Source organism: Vibrio sp. 704 (genome assembly GCF_033339295.1).
Genome location: NZ_JAWOUH010000001.1, coordinates 222,379 through 246,556 on the forward strand (window position 1 = coordinate 222,379; position 24,178 = coordinate 246,556).

The 24,178-nt window shown below is 42.9% G+C and carries 8 protein-coding genes; 6 read left to right on the forward strand and 2 right to left on the reverse strand.

Going from position 1 to position 24,178, the window contains the following annotated elements; genetic code table 11:
• Nucleotides 1-25 precede the first annotated feature (25 nt).
• Nucleotides 26-1,429, reverse strand: a complete 1,404-nt coding sequence (locus R7R24_RS00965; protein WP_213883410.1) for a PLP-dependent aminotransferase family protein — start codon at nt 1,427-1,429, stop codon at nt 26-28.
• Between the two features lie 360 nt (nt 1,430-1,789).
• Between R7R24_RS00965 and ampC the strand changes: the two genes are divergently transcribed.
• Both ampC and R7R24_RS00975 read left to right on the forward strand, forming a co-directional pair.
• Nucleotides 1,790-2,941, forward strand: coding sequence for a class C beta-lactamase (gene ampC, locus R7R24_RS00970; protein WP_005373435.1), 1,152 nt, complete (start codon nt 1,790-1,792; stop codon nt 2,939-2,941).
• Between the two features lie 94 nt (nt 2,942-3,035).
• Nucleotides 3,036-3,674: a CatB-related O-acetyltransferase gene (locus tag R7R24_RS00975; RefSeq protein ID WP_005373432.1), complete on the forward strand. Its 639-nt coding sequence runs from the start codon at nt 3,036-3,038 to the stop codon at nt 3,672-3,674.
• A 339-nt stretch (nt 3,675-4,013) separates the two neighbouring features.
• On the opposite strand, the gene R7R24_RS00980 is transcribed toward R7R24_RS00975, so the two are convergent.
• Nucleotides 4,014-4,988, reverse strand: coding sequence for a M23 family metallopeptidase (locus R7R24_RS00980; RefSeq protein WP_053349235.1), 975 nt, complete (start codon nt 4,986-4,988; stop codon nt 4,014-4,016).
• Between the two features lie 253 nt (nt 4,989-5,241).
• On the opposite strand from R7R24_RS00980, the gene R7R24_RS00985 reads away from it, so the two are divergent.
• The 4 genes from R7R24_RS00985 to R7R24_RS01000 all read left to right on the forward strand — a co-directional run bounded on the left by R7R24_RS00985 (nt 5,242) and on the right by R7R24_RS01000 (nt 24,173).
• Nucleotides 5,242-15,729, forward strand: a complete 10,488-nt coding sequence (locus R7R24_RS00985; protein WP_242533929.1) for a tandem large repeat — start codon at nt 5,242-5,244, stop codon at nt 15,727-15,729.
• A 750-nt stretch (nt 15,730-16,479) separates the two neighbouring features.
• On the forward strand, nt 16,480-18,231 hold the full coding sequence (locus R7R24_RS00990; RefSeq protein WP_191115766.1) for a hypothetical protein: 1,752 nt from the start codon (nt 16,480-16,482) through the stop codon (nt 18,229-18,231).
• Between the two features lie 72 nt (nt 18,232-18,303).
• Nucleotides 18,304-19,431 carry a hypothetical protein gene (locus R7R24_RS00995; RefSeq protein WP_054577785.1) on the forward strand — a complete coding sequence of 376 codons (1,128 nt, stop codon included), beginning with the start codon at nt 18,304-18,306 and terminating at the stop codon, nt 19,429-19,431.
• On the forward strand, nt 19,428-24,173 hold the full coding sequence (locus R7R24_RS01000; RefSeq protein ID WP_206946563.1) for an OmpA family protein: 4,746 nt from the start codon (nt 19,428-19,430) through the stop codon (nt 24,171-24,173). Before R7R24_RS00995 ends, R7R24_RS01000 begins: the two co-directional genes overlap by 4 nt.
• The last annotated feature ends 5 nt before the right edge of the window (nt 24,174-24,178 follow it).

Sequence of the window (24,178 nt, forward strand, 5' to 3'; positions counted from 1 at the left end):
GCAAAACGATAATTTTATATCTGCTTTAATCCAATACTGATTGAATAATATCAAATGCTGTTTCTATTTTTTGGATAGGGATAATGCCAAACCCAAATAAGAGGGCATTAGAATGATTGTTGATAGAAAAATGCGATGATGGATAAACCGCTACATTTGATGAAGCCAGTTTATTCATCATTTGTGTCGCGCATCCCGATACTTCAGCTGCTATATGCAATCCACCTTGGCTTGGAATACGTTGTAAGCAATCTACGTTGTCAATTAATTGAGTGAGTTTATGGTACCTTTCGCTATAGATTTTATTCATATTGAGTAAATGGTGAGAGAAATGACCGTCACGCATGAATTCGTCAAGTAGGATTTGAGACACTACAGATGTACTTCTTCCCAAGTGCCACAACATATTTGAAATTGGCTCCATTAAAGACTTTGGTGGAATCATATAGCCAATGCGTATGCCGGGAAATAGTATTTTAGAGAAACTGCCTACCATAATGACGCAGTCATTTTTATCTTGTGACTTGAGAGCTTGCTTACTGGTATTGAGGTAGTGATATTCCGCATCATAATCATCTTCGATAATGATTGCGTTATTAACTTCTGTCCATCTCAGCAGTTCTAACTTCCTTTCAACTGAGTAGCTAAAGCCTAAAGGGAACTGATGACTAGGCGTTGTATAAATAATTTTGGTATTAGAAGGGATTGATTCAACGACAACACCTTGGTCGTCCATCGGCACGGAGCCTATTTGCGCGCCAAGTAATCGAGCTTGATTTCGAAAAACAGGATATCCTGGATCTTCCGTCGACACGAGATCCCCGGGAGAGAGTAATGTAAGGAGAGTCGTCATTATTGCCTGCTGGCACCCTTGCGTAATGATGATGTCTCCAGGGTCACAGATTACGCCTCTCGAGTGTCTCACATACTCGCAGATAGACTCTCGTAAACAAGCTAACCCTTGCAAATCACCACCATGTGCAAACTCTGGAGTTAATGCATTGAGCCTACTCAGTCTTGAGTGTCGCCAAATATGCTTTGCTATTCTCTGATGATCAGGAACGCCTAAAGTGAAGTCATAGTCTAGATTCTTTGGTGCGATGATCTCTGGCTTCTTCGCTGCGTTAGTGCCAAACACCCCTAGTTGGTAGTGTTTTATTGGTCTCTTATCTTGATTCACCGTTTGTTCTAGAGCATTACTTACGTACGTGCCAGACCCTGCCTTTTTTACTATCCACCCCTCGAACTGAAGTCGCTCATACACCGAAATGACAGTGTTTCTTGCTATGCCTAACTTTTTCGACAGCATGCGAGTTGATGGTAATCTCTCATTTGATCGTAATCTGCCTTCTAATATCCCTTGGTATATCTCGGAGTAAAGTTGTTGGCTGGTGACTTTTCCAGTTTCGAAGTGTAGTGAAAATGGCATCGTTTTCTCTGTAGACGTTGAAAAGTGGTTCTAAAGCGTTGTGAGGATGTGGATCTGTATATACCAAGTATATCTACCTAGTATACCGTTATCGTGATATGGAGAAAGCGTAATTGAGTACACTATTTCCCCATTTTGGAAACGGATGTTACTTACATTCGTATCTAACCGTCCTACCTATCAACGGTGATCAGGTTTAGACCTGTTTATATCGCACTAAAAATTTGAAGACACAGTGTTATTCATCGAGGGTTAACGATTGGAGTTCTTCAAGTCAGGATTACTTTTATATAAAAAGTTAAAAGCCTTGGAATAAACTAGAAATTAATTATAAGTTAAAATTAAAAAATTGAGGGTTCAATGAAGTTAAACAATGCCTTGCTGGCCATTTTATCGCTCACTTCTTTCGTCACGTTTGCGAAAACGGAGTTAACGGTTAGCAGTCAATTAAAGAGCGTAGTTGATGAATGCGCTAAAGGATTAATCAACGAATACGACATTCCGGGGTTGGCTGTTGCAGTAACGATTGATGGTAAACGTTATTTTTATAATTACGGTTTGGCTGACGTAAGTAAGGGGAGTTTAGTCACCAACGACACAATTTTTGAACTCGGCTCTATCAGTAAAACTTTTGCTGCTACTTTGACTGGGTACGCCCAAGAAAAAGGTAAGCTAGACATGGATGACAAGGTCAAAGATTATATTCCAGAATTAGAGAATAGTGCTCTGGGTAATACCAAGCTAGTTAATGTCGCCACCTACACTGCAGGTGGTCTACCATTGCAATTCCCTAGCGAAGTAACGAACGACGCTGAAATGATGCAGTACTACAAAACGTGGAAACCGGAGTACGAAGCCGGTACTAAGAGGAAGTACTCAAACCCTAGTATTGGTCTATTTGGCTACATCGGTGCCTTGAGTATGAAGTCAGACTATACGGAAATGATGGAAACCGTCATCCTGCCTGAGCTCGGTATGACCAATACCTTTGTCGATGTACCAAAGGATAAGCTTAACAACTATGCTTTTGGTTATAGTTCTGAGGGAAAACCCGTTAGAGTTAATCCAGGTATTCTTGATGCACAAGCCTATGGTATTAAATCAACAAGCTTAGATATGCTTCAATATATCGAAGCAAATATGGGTCAAGCGCAACTTAATACTGATATAGAAAATGCGCTAGAGAGAACTCATACTAAGTATTTTGATACCGACACGTTTACACAAGCCGTAGGATGGGAGGGTTATGATTACCCCGTTTCACTTTCGCAATTATTGAAGGGTAACTCCAGCGATGTAATTCTCAAAGCTAAACCGGTTCAAGCAAGTGTATCTGGTACTCTCGGTCGTGACGTTTGGTATAACAAAACGGGCTCAACAGGTGGCTTTGGGGCATATGTCGCGTATGTACCCTCTGAAAAAATAGGCATAGTGATTCTGGCGAATAAAAACTACCCTAATGCAGAAAGAGTAGAGGCTGCTTACCATATTATTAGCTCAGTGGTGAAGTAAATTTTAGTGGTAATAGGCACTACGTAATTATTAGAGCTTATTTAGATACATACTATCTACAGTGTTTTATTAGATAGTATTTATAGGAGTATTCATGAAAACTAAGCATTGGTCTAAGGTGACTTTGCTACATGAAGTTGTTACGAACCCAAATATAACGATTAAAGGTAAACATAGTTATTACAGTGATTGTTGGGACGCCGGTTTTGAAGAGTCTGTTGTAAGATATCTACAAGGCGATGAGTTCAGCCGAGATTGGGAACCAAAATGGAAGATTGATAAGTTACATATAGGTGACTTTGTCTGTATTGCAGCGGAAGTTGTCATTGTTATGGGGGGAAACAGTACACATAGAGCTGATTGGTTCTCCTTGTACCCATTTATGGACTTTATTGAAGAAGCGTACGTCGGGAAAGGAGATACTCATATTGGCGATGGCGCCTGGCTCGGTATGCGATCCATGATAATGCCGGGTGTGACTATCGGAGAAGGAGCAATCGTTGCGGCAAACAGTGTGGTGACGAAAGATGTTGAGCCTTACAGCATGGTTGCGGGGTCACCAGCTAAGCATGTCAAATATCGCTTTTCTCGAGAGACGATAGACGAACTGCTTGCTCTTAGGATATATGATTGGCCTGATAAGAAAATCGACAGCCTGAAGAGATTTTTATGTTCAGACGATTTAGAAGGGCTGAGAAAGGCAAGCGCTGAATATGATAGAAACCACTCATAATCGTGACAGCGTCACTGTTTAGAAAGTAAGAAAGAGGTATTGTTGGGCCTCTTTGTATTAGATATCTAGCCAATACAATGAGTAATCATTTTATTCTTTTATTGATCTTTTACGTGAACATGATAGGGCGCGTACCATTTGCGTTCAAGAACAAGAGGACAACGTGTTTGGTAAAGGGGAAACCGATGGAATATCGGGAAATTATAATCATTAAGAGCCGCATGTAGCGGCTCTTAATGATCCTGAAATTGGTTAGTGGCGACAGACTACGAAGCGCTCAGAAGGTTACGAGGACTCGCTTCAGATAAATGAAGAAAGAGCGAATCGAAGTGGCTGTTGTTACCTATTTGACTGCTCATACCGTTGCCATTCCGCTGTTAACTCTGCTTTTTCTTTTCTCGCTGCAATCAGCATTTCTATATTTACGTCAGTGTTTGGGTGCCTTTGAATGTATCGCTCGTAATCAACCGGAACACCATTGATGTGCAGTTCAAGATGTAAATGCGGCCCTGTTGTTCTTCCTGTGTTACCCGTTTTCCCTATCACTTGTCCTCGGCTGATCTTCTCACCAACATGGACGTTGCGCTGAGATAAGTGTAGGTAGCGTGATACAGAGCCATTTGTGTGGCGGATATTAATGTAGTTGCCGGCAAAACGGTTGTAGCGGGACTTTAAAACGATGCCATCAGCAATACTACGAATCGGTGTACCTACAGGTGTGGCATAATCAGTGCCTAAGTGCGGAGTCGTTATATTGGTCACTGGATGTGTTCGCTTTAAGTCATAGTCAGAGCTCACTCTGTAGTTTTTATCAAAGGGTGAAGAAAACATGAACTGATTATTTATCGATACACCATGCTCATCAAATACGTTACCGTGACCATCATTGATAATAAATAAATCAGTTTTACTGCCTAAATAGTAAAAAGAACTAATGTAAGTTTCATTTTTACTATTTAATTTAGTTCTTAAGATAAAGTTATCACCTCTTTTAATAGAGTCAATAATATTAAACTTGCTTTTGATAAGTGCTAATAGCAAGTTGATCTCTTTTTGACTCACTCCTGATTTTAATAATGAAGCGACAAAAGAGTATTCAACAACACCGATAGTGATTTTTTGCCTACGAGTATTCTTATTAATTGGTGGCTGCACATTCTTACTTTCGAATTCTAAAGGCTTGATGGTAGGTAGCCTATCCACAGGAGTGAGGAAGTAGTGAGAAAGCGATACGCTAATCAATATGATTAACGCAGTAGTGATAAGGGCTACGGTAGGAGCTTGCACACTCCTTTTTATTATTAAAATAGTCATTAGTTTTGTTGGTTTATCAATACTGACAGTTGTGCGTAGAGTATAATATTTTAAATAAAAACTAGCATTAAAGCATGAGTAATTCCTCTGTTTTAACTAAGTTAATAATTATAGGATGTAAAAATAATTTTAATAATTCAGTCAAAGTGACGGTTGGCTTGGTGTTTATGCCTATTTTGTTGGTGTTAATGTCACGTTGAGAAAATATTTTTCAATAATATAATCTCGGGAAAATATATTTTGCCAAATTACTATGTTCGCTAAAAATACGCTGAAATTAACATTAGGTCTTACGCTTACATCTCTTTTATTGAGTGCATGTGGTGGTGGTGATGGAGGAGACAACACACCTCCAGCTAGAAGCAAAGGAAGCATTTCCGGTATGGTGTTTGACGCCCCAGTCAATGGCGCCAAGATTGAGGTTTTCGAGTTCAAAAATGGAAACTTAGGTCGGAAGTTGGCTAACACGACGTCTGATGCCTTCGGAAACTATCTGCTAGAGTTTGAATCGTCGTCAATGCCTCTTTTTGTTGTTGCAAAAGAGGGGAGTTATACCGATCCGTTTACAAATGAAACGGTATCTGTGAGCAATGCGAAGACACTTAAATTTGAAGGTGTTGTGAACTTTAAAGAGGGGAGTGAGCAAAAGTTAATGCTTACTCCGCTGTCGAACTTGGCAGCAGGCTTGGCAAAGTACAAAATTTCCCAGGGGGCCACAGATGAGAGTGCCTTTTCAACTGCTTTGGATAGTATCAATAGCATGTATGGTTTTGACGTAAATGAGACCAAACCTATTGATATTACCAAAGGTGGGCAAAGCAGTTTTGCTAGTACTGGGCATCAATACGGCGCTTTATTAACAGCATACTCGTCTTACTCTTACGATCTTGTAAAAAAATACGGCAACAGCGATAACGTCTACACTTCGATGCACTTCGCTGACATCCAATATCGGGATGTTATTGCAGATGGTGTTCTTGATGGTCTTGAAGTGAGCAAGACTTCAGGAGCAGTGACTCCCCTCAGCTTTGGACAGAAAAAGATAAACAGCGACGTTTACACACGTGACTTATCTCAGCACGTTTTGATCGTGGTAAACGACCCAAGTATCAATATTTCAGGTACTGATGCTGCCGACTATGTCGACTTTAGTAAGAAGCTTAATGACTTAGGTACATATGGCAGTACAGATGGCGTCATTCCACCGCGAGATGGGACGGAGATCGATACCACAGCGCCTATCGTGACACGCATTGACCGTGATGTACTTGCTGGCACCGATAAAGTTGATCTAAAAATTGTTGATGATATCGGTGTAGAAGACGTATCCGCCTTTATTCAGTATCAGATTAATGGCTCTTGGTCTGGTGAATTTCAATGTAACGACATACAAGATTTTGGAAGCACATTCTGTTCGGTTGAATTTGATGATTTTGAAGTTGGCCTTCGAGAGACCAACGTTAAAGTTAACATTAATACCAAAGAGATCGATAGTGTAGATATGAACCCTGCCACAGGGCTCTCAAACGTAACAGCAGCACGGTTAGTCTTATATACAGCGGATGTACTGGGTAATGAGTTAATTCCAGGCAGCCATTCGGGTCTTCATATCAACTTTGAATGGGATAACGATGCGCCTGTTATCGATATTACATCGGCGAGTGCAATTAATAACCAACTTAAAGAATACGTTCTGAAAGGGGTTGTAAAAGAAAGCTCGCAAGAGATTAGTTCGGTCAGTATTTCATTTAAAGATGGCTTACATGAGGGCGTCACATGTTCTCCTGTCACTGTAGAGTCTGGAAATGCTTGTGAGTTTAGTAAGGCTTACCCAACTGATGAATTCCTATCTACGACGGTCTTTGAGGTTCGAGCGAGGGATAGCAAAGGCAATACGGGCTCTGCGCAGCATGCAGTAAGTCGTGACGATCAAGCGCCAGCACAGACGATAACCTATCCTGAAGGTACGTCAATGACGTACGTAAATGTGGGGTTAGATGGTGAACGAACCACTTACGATGGTATCTACTCTCAAGATACGTACACCCCAGACAATGTTCAAGCAAGCCGCGATTTCCTGAAGATTGACTATGCGTATGCAAGTTTAGGGATTCAGAGCTCATTAAAAGGGATAGATTTTAGTAACTTCAACGCTAATTTATTGAAAGAGAATAAAATCCCTTATGTTCGTGTGAAAGTATCAGACGTAAATACCGATACGGTTTTAGGCTCCAACGCTAATAAGCTTAAGCTCGTCGTCAAGTACTACGTAAGCCAAAACAACGATAACAACTACTCACTTCAGCAAGTTATTGATACAACGGCATCAGATGACGATTACATCGCAAAAATTCCGCACGAAACGCTGTTAGATAGCAATGGGCGAGTTGAGGATGTCATTTATTACATTCCATTTGTAAGAGATATTTTGGGTGACAGCTTTAAATCGGTATCAGAAAACAGTAGTCAAAAGTTAGTCATTCAAACCGTCGATGAGTCTGATAACGAAAGCACTCCAAGAGAAGTATATTTTAGAAGTAGCTTTGACCTACCAACCATAAAAGTGGTGACACCATTTATTGGTGCGCGAGCTCAACTTGAAGGGTTGAGCCCAAGTGGTGAATTCACTTCACTTGCAAGTTGTACCACTATCCAGCAACTGGAAAGTGACCAGTCCATGGCTCTTGACGTAGCGAGTTGTGAAACCACAACTGACGTAGTGAATTATGATTTCATGCGTGTTCGTTTAATTGGTATCGAAGGCAGTGAGCCATACTATTACCAATGGAAAAGAGATCCAGGGACCAAGAAAGTAACGGTTGACTTAAACAAGGCCAATATTGGTGTGTATTTTAAGCTCAAAGGTTCTCAAACTTACTATATTACTGAACTATCGACATATCAGACTGGTTTGTTTGATTTCCAGTGGGATCAAGTGACAGCGGGAGAGAAAACTTCAGAACGTGCGATTCAAATTCTTGATGAGGTGCGCTACGCGTTATCAGGTACGAATAACAACTCATTCTTTGGGTTTGACCCAACGGTTGTGTCTTATGCAACCAATGAAATGCTTACGACTAAAGCGATTCCAGACAAGCCATCAAATGACTATCTACACCGATTCCTTGTTGAAGCAATTGATAGTATTGCCGAGAGAATGCCAAGAAATAACTCATTAGATTTTGCATCTGCTATTTACGATGATTTTAGCTACGATGGAAAAGCAAATGGTGTAGGGGCAGGAGGAAGTCAAGTTACGCTCGATTCTTACACGTTTGGCGCTGAAACTTACCGAAAAGATCTGGCGCAATCCTATTATGAAATCATGGCGAGCAAATACGGTATTGAGACCAATATCGCGCAGCTCTATGCTGATGATATTTCGATGGCTAATCCTGACTTAAATGGTAAGAACATTTTTGATACAGAGGGTAGCAGTATCGATACCTTGCCTCCGCAGCCAAAATTAACCATTGAAAGCGGTAGAGAGACGATGGTTGGTAATAGGCTTTATATCGCTGGCGAGGTTGTTTCTAAAATTGTCCTAGACGATCCTTCTGGTATTGTAGGAACCGACGCTCACGGCCCGAAGTTTAGCACGATGTGGTATCAAGCCAATGAGCCAAATATTGAAATACCACTGGACATCAACATCGTAGAAAACTCAGACAGCAGCAATGCTTATCGAAAAGAGTACTTCTTCACCCTTAACTCCCAGTCTAGTGAACTAAAAGATATTATAGAGTTTGCCGTGGAGACCAGTGCTATGGACCCACATGGCAATGCGTATGGTTACAATGGTAAATCTCCGTTTATAGAATCGGTGTTTATTGATAACGACTTCCCTAAGGCCAGTTACCTTCCACCCAATGATGTCGATGGTAAACCTGTAGAAAACGGTATTTATTTAAACGCGAACAATACTCATGAATTAACCTTCAAGGTTGAGGATATTGTTGGTGATAAGCTTGCCTCGAGGGGCCTTGTTTTCTACCAGCAAACCGGTGAAAAAGTAACATACACACCAGAAAACTTTGCAAGTAACTCGAAAGACGCGTTTAAAGTCAAACTATGTACGGGCGAGATTTGTTCAAATCAAGGCTCTACGATTTATCCTGGTGATGGAGATTGGTTAGTTGTTGCAGCAGCAGAGGACAACTTAGGTAACTCCGTTTCAGAGTTAACTAGCACCGCTCCGAGATTCAATATTCGTATCGACTCTGAAGCCCCTATTGTAAAAAGTGAGCAGGTTCAAAGCCGTTTAGGTGGTAATAACCAATGGGCACCTGTCATTGATTGGGGGACGTTAAGCTCTGGCAATAACGTAAAAATAGATTTGCGCCGCGGATCTGGTCAGGCTCTGACATTAGAAAGCTGTGACCCTCTAACAGAGGCGTGTGACGTACCATACCTAGTTGGTGAACAGCCTGACGTCAAAGTCCAACTGGTTTCAAAAGCATTTGATTACGATGAATGGAATGAATTTTACGTCACTGCGACGGACAACGCTTACCCTGCCAATGTTAGTACAACAGGGAAATTTACCTTCCAAGTCGATAACAAAGGCCCTGAAATCATCCTAAATACGCCTTGGGTTGAAGACACATTGTCTAAAGAGAACTATGTCATAGGGCGTGAGTTCAATGTGCGATTTAAATCCGTAATAGACGATTCAGACCTTGAGCAAGTCTCGCTGTATCAAAGTGGTAAAGATTCGCCAATTAAGACAATTGTGCCAACGGATTCATCTAAAGAATTTGTCATGTCTCTTATCAAGAGTGACACAGATAAAATAGACATTTCTGAAGATGAAAAAACAACGTCATTGTATGTAAAAGCAACCGATATTTATGGTTTTGAGTCTAGTTCTAACACGCACAAGGTTATTCTTGATCGTGATGGACCAACATTAGGATTAAGTGGTTTCAATGCGAATGACTACTACTTAGGTAACTATGTCTTTGACCTAACGGCTCTAGACCTAAATGCAAACGGTGATGTTTCAATTAATGGTGTCAATCGAGAAAGCCTAGAGTATTGGACGTTTAGCGATCTGGAGCCATTACCTGGCTCTCCCGGTACAAAAATCAATGAGGATCTCAAAGTGAGCCTTGGTGATTTAGGTACGGGTACACACAAGGTTCGTTTAAAAGGGTCTGATGTTCGTGGCAACACAACCTTAACCAGTGATGAGCAAGATTTTACCGTCAAAGTGTACAACTCAATCCCGCAGGTGACGCTGGCGATGAGTTACACGGATGGAACGCCAATTACAAACAACACCATCTATCAAGATGGGAATATCGTACTTACGCTTGATATTGTTGATGATAGTGGCGTTGATCGAATTGACTCAACGTATAGATTCTCTGGAGAGCAAAACGGGACTAACTTTACGTTCTCAGAAACCGCAGATGGCACTTGGACTGCAACGTTGCTTTCTACACAAATTGCCAAAGATGGTAATTATGAACTTGATATCAAAGTTTATAACAAAGTTCGTTACCTTGATGAAAAAGACCGAAAGGTTGGAAAAGTAAACCAAACCTTTAGCGTACAGCGTGAAGGCGTGGTTCTAACAATTGAAAGCCCGCTGGACTTCCAAAATTACTTATCTGATGGTGTTCTTGATGTCACCTTTACTACATTGAGTGCGGTCAAAGCCAAAACGTTAGAGTGTTGGGTTCGTGAAGAATACAACTCTCTAGATGCGCCACCAACTAATGAGCAACCAACTTCTGGTGTTATCAACGTATCGCAAGAACCTTACAGTTGTAGTGTCAATGTTGGGCAAAACATGACCAAAGCACCTGTCACTTTGATCACTAAAACCTTGGGTACAAATGGGCGTGAAACGATCAACAAGTTCAATTTCTCGATGGTGGATATTGATGCACCGACAGTCGTAGATGGTAACTCATACAGTTTTAAAGGAAGTGATGTTTGGTTTGATGAAGCTTTGAAGAAGAAGATGCTCACATTTGAGCTCTCTTTTAATGATGCTTTATCAGGCGTGAATACCGAAAGTTCAGATGAATATCCAAAGTTGGTTCGTAATCTTGGCAACAAAGCTTATACACCAACGACTTGTGCCAAAGGTGTTGGAAATATCAAGTGTACGTATTCTGAATCCTATGCCGATATTATTGATGGCCTGAGTACAACTCAAGAATACAAAATCAAGAACTTATCTGATTTAGCAGGAAACTTGACGCCAGAGCACGATCTACTGCTTGAATTACCTAAAGGTTCGGTAGTCGTCGAAATTACTGATCCGGTTGGAAACACAACCATTAATGGTCAGCAGCTTGTCGCCAAATTCAGAATTAAGCTGTATGAAAACTCTAGACTAGACAATGTGATGGCCAGATTTGGAACGGAATCCTACAACTATAAAGATAACCCGGAGAAGTTTGCGCAATTAGAGGTGTGTGCAGATGATCCAACTTACAAGTGTTCAACATTTACGAGTGAACTTCCTAGCGATGCGGATGGAAAAACGATCAGGACAACGATTATCGCAACGGATGTGTGGTCGAGAGTCGGTGAAGCGACCGTTGATATTAAAGTTGACAATACATCTCCAAGTGTTGGCGATGAGATTATCGTAACTGAATCGCCAACAAATCCAGATAATGTTCGTTTTCGTTTCGACATAACAGACACTGGTAGCAGCCTGGCAAAAGTAAACTATTCAATTTTAAACCCAAGCTATCAAGAAGAAAGAGTAGAGGATGGGAACGGTTCATCTACGTACTTTGAACTACCGAAATCTCAGTTAGAGGGGCGTGGTTCAATCACGGTTGATATCAAAGCGACAGATAGTGTTGGGCTATATTCAGACATCAGAAAAGTCATTGATATTAGTGTTCCTAAAGTCACGGTTGATTTCGATGGAATTACGAGTTTGCAGGGTGGGAAACTGTTTTTAACCAAGGCGAGCCAGCCGTTTACGGTATCTACTGTGGAAGGAGAAAGAGTGAAAGCTTCACAATATTCTGTGGAGCTTATTCCAAGCCTCGGTGATTCCTTGCGTTACTCAGGTGATGTTATCTCATCTAGTGGTAATGGAATGATGAACTTTGCCGTCGATAACCAAGGGTCATATACCCTTAAAGTGACAGTGACGGACTCAGTTGGAAGAGAGAATACAAGCTTTGAGTTACTAGGAAAAAGTTATGATGGAAAGGTTATCGAATCTATTGTTGATTATGATGCTCCAAGTATTTCTGGCTTAAATGCTAATCAAATTTCTAAGGTACCGACAAACGATAAGTATCAACTAGAAATTAGTGCATACATTACAGATAAAAATTTAAATCTCGTCACGTCAAAAGCGGTGAGTGGTGGTAGCACAGTGGCTCCTCAAGCGATTACTGAGCCGACAACCGAAGCGGGGCCTTATGTCATAAGCTATTTGTTACCTAAAGGCGATCATACGATCACGGTGGCAGCAACAGACAAGGTGGATAACAAGAGTGAAAGTTCTATTGACGCGCATGTGGAAGCTGCAACCGTTCCCGGGCTAAGTATCTCTGCTGCTTCAAGCGCTCCTCTTTTTGGAGGTGAAGAGATTACACTTACGTTTAACTTTACAGAAGAAGTTACTAACTTTGATATCTCAGATGTCCACCTTATCGCTAGTGATAACGGCGCAACAGGAACGTTAAAGCAAGATACGTGGTCCACGTCAGACAACGTTACGTGGACGGTTAATTACATCAGTCCAGAAAAGCAAGATAAAAACATAACAATACAGGTAGAGGATGATAGCTACCAAAGTACCAACACCATTCCTGGAAAAGGAAGCAGTTTAAGTATCGCGGTTGAAGGAACCTTACCAAAACTGACCAATGTGACATTTAACCCCGAGCATCAGAGCGTGGGGCAAAGCGTGAGTGTCTCGCTTGAGTTTGATAAAGAGCTCCAAGAGGCGACCGCTACGCTTGGCGGCAATCGCATTAGTTCTCTATCAGCAACGGTAGATAAAAAGGTCTGGGTTGGTGATGTACAAGTTCCGAGCACCGCGCTGTTAAGTGTCGACTTGGTTGTTAGTCAATTTAAAGATTTGACTGGCAACATAGGTGAGGATAACACCGCTCACGAATTGCCAATCACGCCAACCTTAGCTATTAAGCCAGTGGGCAGTGTGGATGAAACGCATGCCGCCACGCTACAATTTGAAGGTACGTCGACACGCTTTGACGGTCAGTCCCTGCGTCTTGAAGTGAAAGCCCAAGGCAGCGCGACGGTACTAAAAAGCAGCAGTGCAACGGTACAAGCCGGTGGCACTTGGACCAGTGACGCAATGGACATGAGTCACCAAACCAATGGCACTTACATTGTGATGGTGACGGGGACGAACTCAGCCGGCATTGAAGTGAGTGAAAGCCAGAGCTTTACACTCGCGCAGTCTCTGCCAACGCTGACTAACGCGACGTTTACGCCTGAGCACCAAGCCATCGGCCAAAGCGTGACGGTGACGCTGGAATTCGATAAAGATCTGCAATCCGCAGCGGCGGAGTTAGGTGGCACGACGATCACCTCATTCATGGCAACCGCGGACCCAAGTGTTTGGACTGGTGATGTAGTGGTACCAAGCACGTCAGAGCTGAATGTGGGGTTGCTTGTTCGTGACTACCAAGACTTATCAGGGAATACCGGTAGTCAGAACACGGCTTACTCCATGCCGATCACGCCAACCTTAGCTATTACGCCAGTGGGCAATGTGGATGAAACGCATGCCACCACGCTACAATTCGAAGGTACGTCGACACGTTTTGATGGCCAGTCCCTGCGTCTTGAAGTGAAAGCCCAAGGCAGCGCGACGGTACTAAAAAGCAGCAGCGCGACAGTACAAGCCGGTGGCACTTGGACCAGTGACGCGATTGATATGAGTCATCAAACCAATGGCACTTATACCGTGATGGTGACGGGGACGAACTCAGCGGGTATTGAAGTGAGTGAAAGCCAGAGCTTTACACTGGCGCAATCTCTGCCAACACTGACTAACGTGACGTTTACGCCTGAGCACCAAGCCATCGGCCAAAGCGTGACGGTGACGCTGGAATTCGATAAAGATCTGCAATCCGCCGCAGCGGAGTTAGGTGGCACGACGATCACTTCATTAGTGGCAACCGCGGACCCAAGTGTTTGGACTGGTGATGTGGTGGTACCAAGCACGTCAGAGCTGAATGTAGCGTTGCTTGTTCGTGACTACCAAGACTTCTCAGGGAATACCGGTAGCCAGAACACGGCTTACTCCATGCCGATCACACCAACCTTAGCTATTACGCCAGTGGGTAATGTGGATGAAGCGCATGCCGCCACGCTACAATTTGAAGGTACGTCGACACGTTTTGATGGTCAGTCCCTGCGTCTTGAAGTGAAAGCCCAAGGCGGCGCGACGGTATTGAAAAGCAGCAGCGCAACGGTACAAGCCGGTGGCACTTGGACCAGTGACGCAATGGACATGAGTCACCAAACCAACGGCACTTATACCGTGATGGTGACAGGGACGAACTCAGCGGGCATTGAAGTAAGTGAAAGTCAGAGCTTTACTCTCGCGCAGTCTCTGCCAACGCTGACTAACGTGACGTTTACGCCTGAGCACCAAGCCATCGGCCAAAGCGTGACGGTAACGCTGGAATTCGATAAAGATCTGCAATCCGCCGCAGCGGAGTTAGGTGGCACGACGATCACCTCGTTAGTGGCAACCGCGAACCCAAGTGTTTGGACTGGTGATGTGGTGGTACCAAGCACGTCAGAGCTCAATGTGGCGTTGCGGGTTAGTGACTACCAAGACTTATCAGGAAACACCGGTAGCCAGAACACGGCTTACTCCATGCCGATCACGCCGACCTTAGCTATTACGCCAGTGGGCAATGTGGATGAAACGCATGCCGCCACACTACAATTCGAAGGCACGTCGACACGTTTTGACGGTCAGTCCCTGCGTCTTGAAGTGAAAGCCCAAGGCAGCGCGACGGTACTAAAAAGCGGCAGCGCGACAGTACAAGCCGGTGGCACTTGGATCAGTGACGCAATGGACATGAGTCACCAAACCAATGGTACTTATACTGTGATGGTGACGGGGACGAACTCTGCGGGCATTGAAGTGAGTGAAAGCCAGAGCTTTACACTGGCGCAGTCTCTGCCAACGCTGACTAACGCGACGTTTACGCCTGAGCACCAAGCCATCGGCCAAAGCGTGACGGTGACGCTGGAATTCGATAAAGATCTGCAATCCGCCGCAGCGGAGTTAGGTGGCACGACGATCACTTCATTAGTGGCAACCGCGGACCCAAGTGTTTGGACTGGTGATGTGGTGGTACCAAGCACGTCAGAGCTCAATGTGGCGTTGCTTGTTCGTGACTACCAAGACTTATCAGGAAATACCGGTGGCCAGAACACGGCTTACTCCATGCCAATTACACCGACAATACACCTAGACGTTATCAACGATGTTACTGGAGTGGAAAGCGTGACAGTAAGTGGTAGCAGTGAACGGTTTGAAGATGGTGAGTTCATAGATATTAAAGCAGTCGACGCTGATGGTACAGAAGCCACAGGCATGGCTACCGTGCTTTCAGACTCATGGACAACTGATTTAGATCTTTCAGGACTGAAGGAGGGGGTAGTGACGATTTATGTAAATGGTACCAACAAGCTTTCCGCCTCTGCCGAAGAGGCTCAAGCAACATTTAACTATGATCGTTTCGCAAGTACAGCGAGCGTTTAGCTCGCTTTATTTCTTTGGGATTTTTTGTGATATTTATCAAAATAATTGCCTTTATTGATAAGTTACTCGAATTAATGAATCGTCTTAATACAAGGCTGAATAACTATAATAACTAGGCCAATGTTGCTTTTAGGTGTGTATGAAGTGATTGTGATGGTCGCTCGGCAGGTGCTGTGGTGAATGTGTCGCGTTGAAAATCTTTTTAAATATTATATATTTACGCTCGTTTCTATACTCTGAGTATAGTGTTCTGCATGAGGTCGATGGGTAATACCTCGCCTCTTTAACTCGCGATGAAGCAAATTTAATCCTAGCAAGCTTCAGAGCAGTTACTTTTGTGAGTGCGTAATGCGCTCACCTTTTTATTTAAACTTCCTCAGTAACAGTCAATTTGTTGTTTGTTGCTGAGGAGGGCACCTCATAAACTTCTGAATTTCCTCGTGCTTACCTGAAGCGCACGTGACTACAATTTTTGTTAACTTCAGTCCATAAATTAAATTTTTTTAGATAGTAAGATTTTACCATTTTGACAGAGTGGGTGATGTTACTGGCTTTTATTGTGGTTAAATCGCATGTTTTAATAGTAAAAGTCGCCATTTTTTTGGTGTTTTTGATTTCGGGCGATTTTTCTATCTCGTTGAAAATAAATGGCTAAGTAAGTAGGATACGCAGACCAAATCGTACTTGTAAGCCTTATCAGCTTAATTGTCACCGCAGCCATATTTACGATGTTGGTTGTGGAGAATTCAAATGCATTTAGTTTGCAAATTTATACCTAGCTCGAAGCTATCCTCCAACGAGCTATCTTATGTTCTTACACCGGACGAGTGTATAGGACAGCTTTCGCGTTTGCGAAATTCAGATGACATCCTTAGAAACCTCCCTAAAGAATTGGCGCAAAAGATTTCCATCTCTGCCAAAAACACGACCAGCGCATTGCTAGCTGCGATAAGAATCGAATTGGGGAAAGGCAATTGGGTGTCATTATCTACCGTTGCTCGTCGTTCGCCATTGACGGACTCTCAGCTGCAAAGCTTCCCTAGACTTAAATCACTCGTTGACTCTGTATCTGCTTCGAATGAAAGCAAAGCTTTTAAAGCAGGATACAAGCAGGTTACCGACGATGTTGCTTTAGTTCGTAGTTACACGCATGTCCCCTCTGAGCCAAGCCCAGATCAAAAAATCGTTGTCGAGTTTGCAGGGCAGTGGTCTAGCAACGCGGCATGTTTGATGTTGGGAAAAACCGAAGCTCAAAAAGAAAAAGTGACTGTAGGCAAGGCTGATACAGAAAACAAACACCGCAGCCTCGCGATATTTAAAGATCTCGAAGCTGAGGGCAAAACGCTCTATATCAAAATCCCTTGCACTGACCAGCCTCAGCCAATTTTGCTTAAACTCGCCGAAGACCTGCAACCCGTTGATAAAGAAACTCAAATGGATGAGTGGGATAACGTGTTGGTGCCTGTGGTTCCGCTGCACTTCCCTGGTAGCGATAAATCAGATGAAGCTGCAGAAGTGTTTAAATCAGGCTACGTGTATGTTGTTTGGAACAATAAAATTTGGCGCGAAGTGGCAATTACGGAAAATGGTTACTTTTCAGATACGGACATTAATAGTGTTCGTGAAGGCTCTAGACCCAAAAGGCACGCCGATATCTATATGACCAATCCTGAAACAGGCGGTGTTTTCGCTTATGAGCCTTTCCAAATCGTGCAGAACGGCAAGGTGGTAAGTGAAGGCTCTTTGAATGGCTCTGGAGAGGCTCGAGTGTTCAACTTAGTTGAGGAAGAAGTTGAGATAGTCATGACAGGCTATGAACCACAAATCAAAGAAAAGATTGAAACAAATTTGAGCCCTATTAATGCTTCTAGCCCAGTGGAGCGGAGCGCGCAAGGTTACCCTCTCCCGCATATATGGCTTCCCTACAAGATTAAAGGTGAGCCTCAAGAAGTATATTTGGCTTATAACAGTAAACGATTGAGCGAGAGTGAACTATCTGAACTAGAAAGTGATCCCGGAACCAAGGCCATAAAAGTCACTGATCTTAACCATTATAGCAGTGAGAAAAGCTTTAAAATTGGAGACGGTTCTGTTCGTCTGCTCTCAGTATTACCAAGTGCTGCGACCTCAAAACCTGAAAAATACGCAATGTTACGAAGCCAGCTAAATAAAAATGTAGCGGTCGTGTATTTACTTAAATCTGTCGAGATAGTTTTCGAATATCCGGGCTATACGACGCTGGACGAGTCAGATGATTACTTTGAGTTAAGGCAAAGCGATGGTGATTGGTCGCAGCGAGTGTGCTTGCGCCAATGTATAAAAAAAGAGAATGGTTCTAGGTTGATTCGTTTTACTGGTTGGCCTGCAGAGGTTAAAGAAGTGGATCTTCTCCGTGGTTATCAGGGCAATAGTCATCACGGAAGAGATAATAAAACGGTCATTTTTGCTCAAACACCCATTGCGGATTTACTGGCTTATAAGAAAAAAGATCAGCCAAGTTAACAAAACAACTTATTCGGGTTGCGTTGTCACATTATTAAACGCGATCGAGAAAGATAACGAAGAGAATATAAGATGAACCTACGTCATACATTATGCCTGATTACCTTAGCGGTCTTATCTGGTTGTAATCAAGAATCAGCCAAGGAACCAGAACAACACGCGCCAAAACCTCAGACGGTTCAAGACCGAATCGCAGAAAAAAATGCTCAACAGTGGGAAGATGGTCGTGTTTATATTACAGAAAACAATTACGTTATTTATGACAAAGAGACGGGTAAACCTAAACACTTTATTTTTAAAGCTAAAGAATGGCCACGTGAAGATCTCACCAATGAAAGCTCTTATGATTTACCACGTGTAGTGTTTCGTTGGGATAACGCCCGAAATGAAGCGAAAGACCACTATGATCAAAGGGATAAAGTGTGGAGTATCAAAACGGATGGGACGGACTTGCGTCTGGTCGCAGATGAGTTTGTTGGCAAAGTTCGTCTAATGCGTGTCTCTCCAAATAATCGCTACTTGGCTTTGGCCTATTCGGCCTCAGAAGGGATGTTTAAAGTAATTAAAGATCTTAAGACGGGTGAGTATATTGAACTAGGTCGTTCACGTGGCTACCCAGAGTTTCTATGGGCAGAAGACAGCAGCTATCTTTACTACGTAGACAAGTTTAAAGACTGGAAGTACACCTTAGCGACAGGCGACAAACAGCAAGTAGACACAGAGTTTAATGAGTATTCCGTGATTCAAAAAGGAAAAAGATACGTACTAAACGACTTTGGCGTTGCAGTTTATGATGAGGCAAAAGACGAATTTCTCTTTAGCACGGGAATTAATCCTGATGAACAAAATCTGGGTGATTATAAGTTTAACAAACGTAGTATTAGTCCAGACGGTAAGTACGCTTGGGGTGAAAGTAGGAAGTTTCGTTATCTAATTGATATCGAGCAGGATTCATTTCAACAAGAAGAAATTGTACCGCGAGCGGTAGGTAAACTGCGCTATTTTGAAATTTTGAGTAAAGATGCGAATTATGCTCGGGATGGAGCGGCGCGGGCCATCCTCAGTAAACTAAAAGAAAATAAAGAATTTGGTTCTTATTTAAAATGGGAGCAAATAGGGACGGGCCATAGTGCCAGTAACTCTTCTCTTTACAACGCCTTTGCCAACAATGGTGATTTTGTTAAAGGGGATGAACTGTGAGCACTCATGATACCAGTAACGCGATACCTTTGTGTGCAAATTACTATTTGTTTGGTGTTTATTATGAGGGGGAATTTAACTCTCAAACTAAAACAACTGAATTCCCATCTTGGCATTCAGAGGAAAGCTTGGTAAGAAAACAAATCGCTAATATTCGCCCTTTAGCGAAAGTGCCGATGCTTAACGTCACTGATAGCGATAGCCCTAAGCTTTGGGCTACCGACCATAAATTTAAGTTATGTTCACTGGGTAACGGAAAGCCCGATCAATATGGGGCTTTTGAGGTCCTGACACCAGAGCACACAATTCATGCGTTAGGTAGGGATCTACCCAAAGAGGGTGAGCAGACCTTCACTTTCCGCTTTCCGCCCTTGCCTTTAATAGCTTCACTTTCTGAGTTAAACCCCAAAGAGTTAGCTACAAAAGTTGCAGATTTGAGTAGCCAGTTGGAAAACAGCGAAGCAAAACTCACCTTGACAGAGGTCAGCATTGAACAATTGGCTAAGCCTTACGAACCAGCTGCGAACGGGGGGCTCAGCGAAGAACAGGCAGAATATAACAAGTGGTATGAAGATGTAAGTGAATCGGGAGAGACACTAAAAGGCTTCGTTTTACCTGTTGTGGCGAGTTGCGCGGTGGTTTTTTCTGATCAAGGCTATGAAAGTGCGACGGTTACTTTGCAAAAGTTTGACTCAACCAAAGAAGGTGGGGAATACAAAACGATAGGCTCTTCAGTACAAGCGGCATTACCTGAAGATGAGCTTTCAGAAGAAAATGCTAAGCAATATCCATGCGCGATGTTTCACGTTGATCCTGCTGATTTTAAAGAAGGCTTATACAGTATCCGTGTCGAATTTATTCCAAGCCAGATGAAAAATGGTGTTCCACAGTTCATTAAAGACGCTCATATTCAGCAATTTTCTGAAGGCTTAGATACAGTCTATACTTACGAGCTACGTGAACAGATTACCTTTTCTTCAAGCACTCCGTTAGGGAAATTTGCCATTGTCAGTGGCGATATGATCTCCCTTGAGGAATCCTTGATTTATCAATACCCTCAGTACTTTGGAAATATGAAACATTACCTTCACGGTAATGTACAAGGTGTAACAGCCAATACGCCAGCTTCAAGGAGTATTGCGTTACTCAAGAATATCCGAGATGTGTCTGCTCAGCTAGGAGCAGGGCTGCTGAGCGGTAGCTTGCAAGACACTTTAGACCGTGATGGCCGCCAAGCGGTGTTTAATAACGTCTCGAAACTGTATTGGGATGCAGTTAAGTCCGAGATGCCGCCTGCGATGAAAGCGGCGGGCGAATTGTATTACGGTATTTACAGTACGAAAGAAGCGCTTGATAAGTTGCAGGAACTCCACACTCCAACTATCGCGGGTGTTGGTTGGAAGGCGCTATTTCACGATAAGGTTTTTAACACCAATGAAGCTCGGTCAAGCGCACTTGCACTTTCTTTAGAATCACGTCTGGGTAACCGACGTGTGGTTGCCGGGCGAGTTGCGGAAGCTTGGCTTTCTGGTGGTAAAACCGTTGGTTTTAATGGCTTCGGAACGGGATTGACAGCACTTAGTTTGTATAAAAAAGCTAAACAGCTGGTTAATCAAAATAAAAAGGTTGATAAAGCAGAGCAAGGAACAGAAGAAGTTACAAAAGACTACCTTGCTCAAATTCCAGTTTGGAAGACAGCTAACCATATCCAGGAAGAAAAACTAGAACAGGCTTTAAAAGATGCGCGTGATCAATCTGGCAATCAGATTGACGCCATTCTCGTAAATAGCTCTAGAGGCGCAGGAATAAAAATAGAATTTGCCTTTAACTCGCGTGAAAAAGAGTTAAAGGATCATGCACCTATATTTAAACAGCTTGCTGCTTCTCTTGCCAACGTTTTAGAGAATGAGCCAAACCTTAGAGTAGAGATAGAAGGGCATGCTTGCCAAGTCGGTACCGAGAAAGCAAATATGCAGGTCTCGGCAGAGCGCGCAGAATATGCGAAAAAGCTGCTCATGAAGGAGTTCCCTGTTTTTGAAGGTCGTGTTTCGGTAGCCGCTTTTGGTGAAAGTAAACCTGTCTATGTTCCCAAACAAGGTGAAAAAGTCGACCGCAACAACCCTAATCTAAGACAAAACCGTCGGGTTGTAATCCGTATTTACCTGCAATCCCTGAACATATTCTTTCACCCCAGTCGCTATGGCTCGCATGCAATGGAACGCTCTAGGCTTGCTCTAGAAGCTGAGATGGTTGCGCAAGATAAAGCAGAAGTCGCACTGCGAATGGCGATTTTTGACAGTGTCGTTGACGTCGCTTCCTATATTCCTGCTATAGCTCCTGCGGCAAGAGGGTTTATGCTTGCCATAGAGGGTTCAAAGACAGCAATATCTGCGGTGAAAGTGATTGATAGTTTAATGTTGGACTCCTTCCTAGAAGAGTTAAAGCAAAGCCATGAGGTTGTCAGTGAGCTTGAAAGGCTGGCAAAAATACATATCGAGTTACTTAACGATTTGCGACGCAGTAAGGTAGATGTAGGTATTGAATGTAGGTCTTATCAGGAACTCATTACTCACCTTGAGAGCGAAGAAGTTCGTAAGGAGGTGTTAAAACGCTACCAACTACGAGCGCTTGCTATTAATGGCTTAGTGTTATTACTCGCTGACCTAGGATCTCAAACCAAACGGAATTCTAATATCTCGTTTAGGTTTTTGGTTGAGCGTTACAAGGTGAAGGAATACATTGAGAACTACATTTTGAGCGATGATTGGTCTGTACATACGATCAAAGGAAACACCTTAGCGGCTAACTGGAAGAACCGTTGTGATAACGAGTACTACACCGAATTATCGACAAAGATGCCACAAGGTGCGCAGCATTGGCCTGCTCCAATAACAACTAATAGCAAAGTTTCTCATCTCTCTATAACCGAAAACAGGGATAGCTTTAAAGCGTCAGGTGCATTTAATCAAATCTTCCCGATACAAACCATGTTGTTTGAACACCCAAATGAAACGATGTTTGATAACTTTACCGAGTCATTTAACCCGCAGGGAAGTGAGTTAAAGAAAGATGAAATCGGTTATTGTCGAATACTTGTTCAGTCAGCTCGTTATACTGAAAGTGATGAACCAGAATGGATGTCATATGATAGTTGGATTCAGCAATCTAGCAACAGTCGCCTAGGTCCATACGATAAAGTGAAAGTGCAGTTGATACTTAAAAAAGAACACAAGTATGCGAAGCCAGTTACGATTGGCTACGATCGCGTTGACGGGCTCGAAAATATTAAAGGCCCAGCTTTCAGTGACTGGATGCTGCCAATGAAGGTTAGTGACTTCAAAACTGATCCTGATGGGCGAATAAGTGCTTTTTACAAGCAACAGGGGATTGATGACGGCGCTACGTTGATTGCTATTGAGCATATTCCCTCATTCCGCTTCGGTGATGTGATGATCGACGGTATGAAACCAATGACCTCTAAAGCAAAGCTAATGTTCTCTGATGCAATGTTCAGTATGGCAGTTTCCGGAGCAGCGATATCGGGTCAGCCAAGCGACTATTTTGCAGAAGTGGATTCCTTTAAGCGCTATGTAAAAGGCGGAGGCTTCCAAAATATGCGTTACTGCTTGGGAATTAGAACAAATCAAGGGCAACATAGTTTTTATTTACCACAAGAGTACAGTCTGGGGCAGAAGTTTGATGATGCTGAAGATGAGTTGCAAATTGGCGCTTTAAGTACAGAAACTAGACTGGTTTTGCTTGATACCTACTTGGGAGAGCAGCAACTGCGTCTACGTGAACAGGACCTTATGGTAGAGAGCTTTACCTTAATGGCAGCTGAGGGAGACAAAAATACCATCCCTATACTTCATGGCATTAAACAGCAATTGGTGGCTATAGACACCAAAGCGTCTGGTTTGAACTTTTTCAGTGAAAGAAAGTGGTACCAATCGGCTGATAATATCTGGCGTGATGGTTTCTCATGGGGAAACAAAAAGAAAGACGATCCTGCCAGTATTTATGTACTGATTTTGGGTGAGAGTCATGAAAAAGCACTTTATGAACGTTTGGGTATGCCGTGGGAAGCAGTGAATATGTGCATTCAACTGGCGCTCGACGGAAATGATGGCAAGCCAGTTAAAGGTCCTCTTTACTTCACCGATATGTATCATATTGGTGAGTTTGCTCATAAAAACGAAGAGTGGATGTTTACTGAATCTATTTCAGAAAACCATCGAGAACAAGTTGATGCTATGAGTGAGTTTATAGGTGAAGCTGTAGGTAGTCTCACTAAAGAGAATGAACTATCTAAGAGCAAAAACTATACGATGTACTGCATGAGGTTTAACTTGGAATATGTTGCACCAACGGGAGTTAGGTTAAAAGGTCTAAGACCGTTTGGTGGTGTAATTGGTGGTAAAGCGAACTTGGAGCTTTCGGTTGCTCATCTAAAACAAGTCGGATTAAATGGAGCTGATGACTATGATATTGGTCGTGATGCTGTAATTTCTATTCCTTCTTTAAATGCGGATAGTGCTTTGGCAGGTAATTTCTTTAGTGATATGCCTTGGCTAATTGAGAAAGAGTCGACAGAGGAAGGCGTAGACAAGTCTGCGGCTGAAACTTGGAAGCAGTATAACGAATCTCAACGCAAGAAATGGTTGAAAGATTGGATTGAGAAACAACCTGCGGTAACTCAAGCACCCAAGCCCTTGGAAAAGTCACTTGATAACCCTTCCTAGATGCA

What these genes read in the sequence shown, in the direction of transcription:
- R7R24_RS00965 (WP_213883410.1), bottom strand. Translation starts at nt 1,429, where the DNA reads ATGCCATTTTCACTACACTTCGAAACTGGAAAAGTCACCAGCCAACAA.
- ampC (WP_005373435.1), top strand. Translation starts at nt 1,790, where the DNA reads ATGAAGTTAAACAATGCCTTGCTGGCCATTTTATCGCTCACTTCTTTC.
- R7R24_RS00975 (WP_005373432.1), top strand. Translation starts at nt 3,036, where the DNA reads ATGAAAACTAAGCATTGGTCTAAGGTGACTTTGCTACATGAAGTTGTT.
- R7R24_RS00980 (WP_053349235.1), bottom strand. Translation starts at nt 4,988, where the DNA reads ATGACTATTTTAATAATAAAAAGGAGTGTGCAAGCTCCTACCGTAGCC.
- R7R24_RS00985 (WP_242533929.1), top strand. Translation starts at nt 5,242, where the DNA reads ATGTTCGCTAAAAATACGCTGAAATTAACATTAGGTCTTACGCTTACA.
- R7R24_RS00990 (WP_191115766.1), top strand. Translation starts at nt 16,480, where the DNA reads ATGCATTTAGTTTGCAAATTTATACCTAGCTCGAAGCTATCCTCCAAC.
- R7R24_RS00995 (WP_054577785.1), top strand. Translation starts at nt 18,304, where the DNA reads ATGAACCTACGTCATACATTATGCCTGATTACCTTAGCGGTCTTATCT.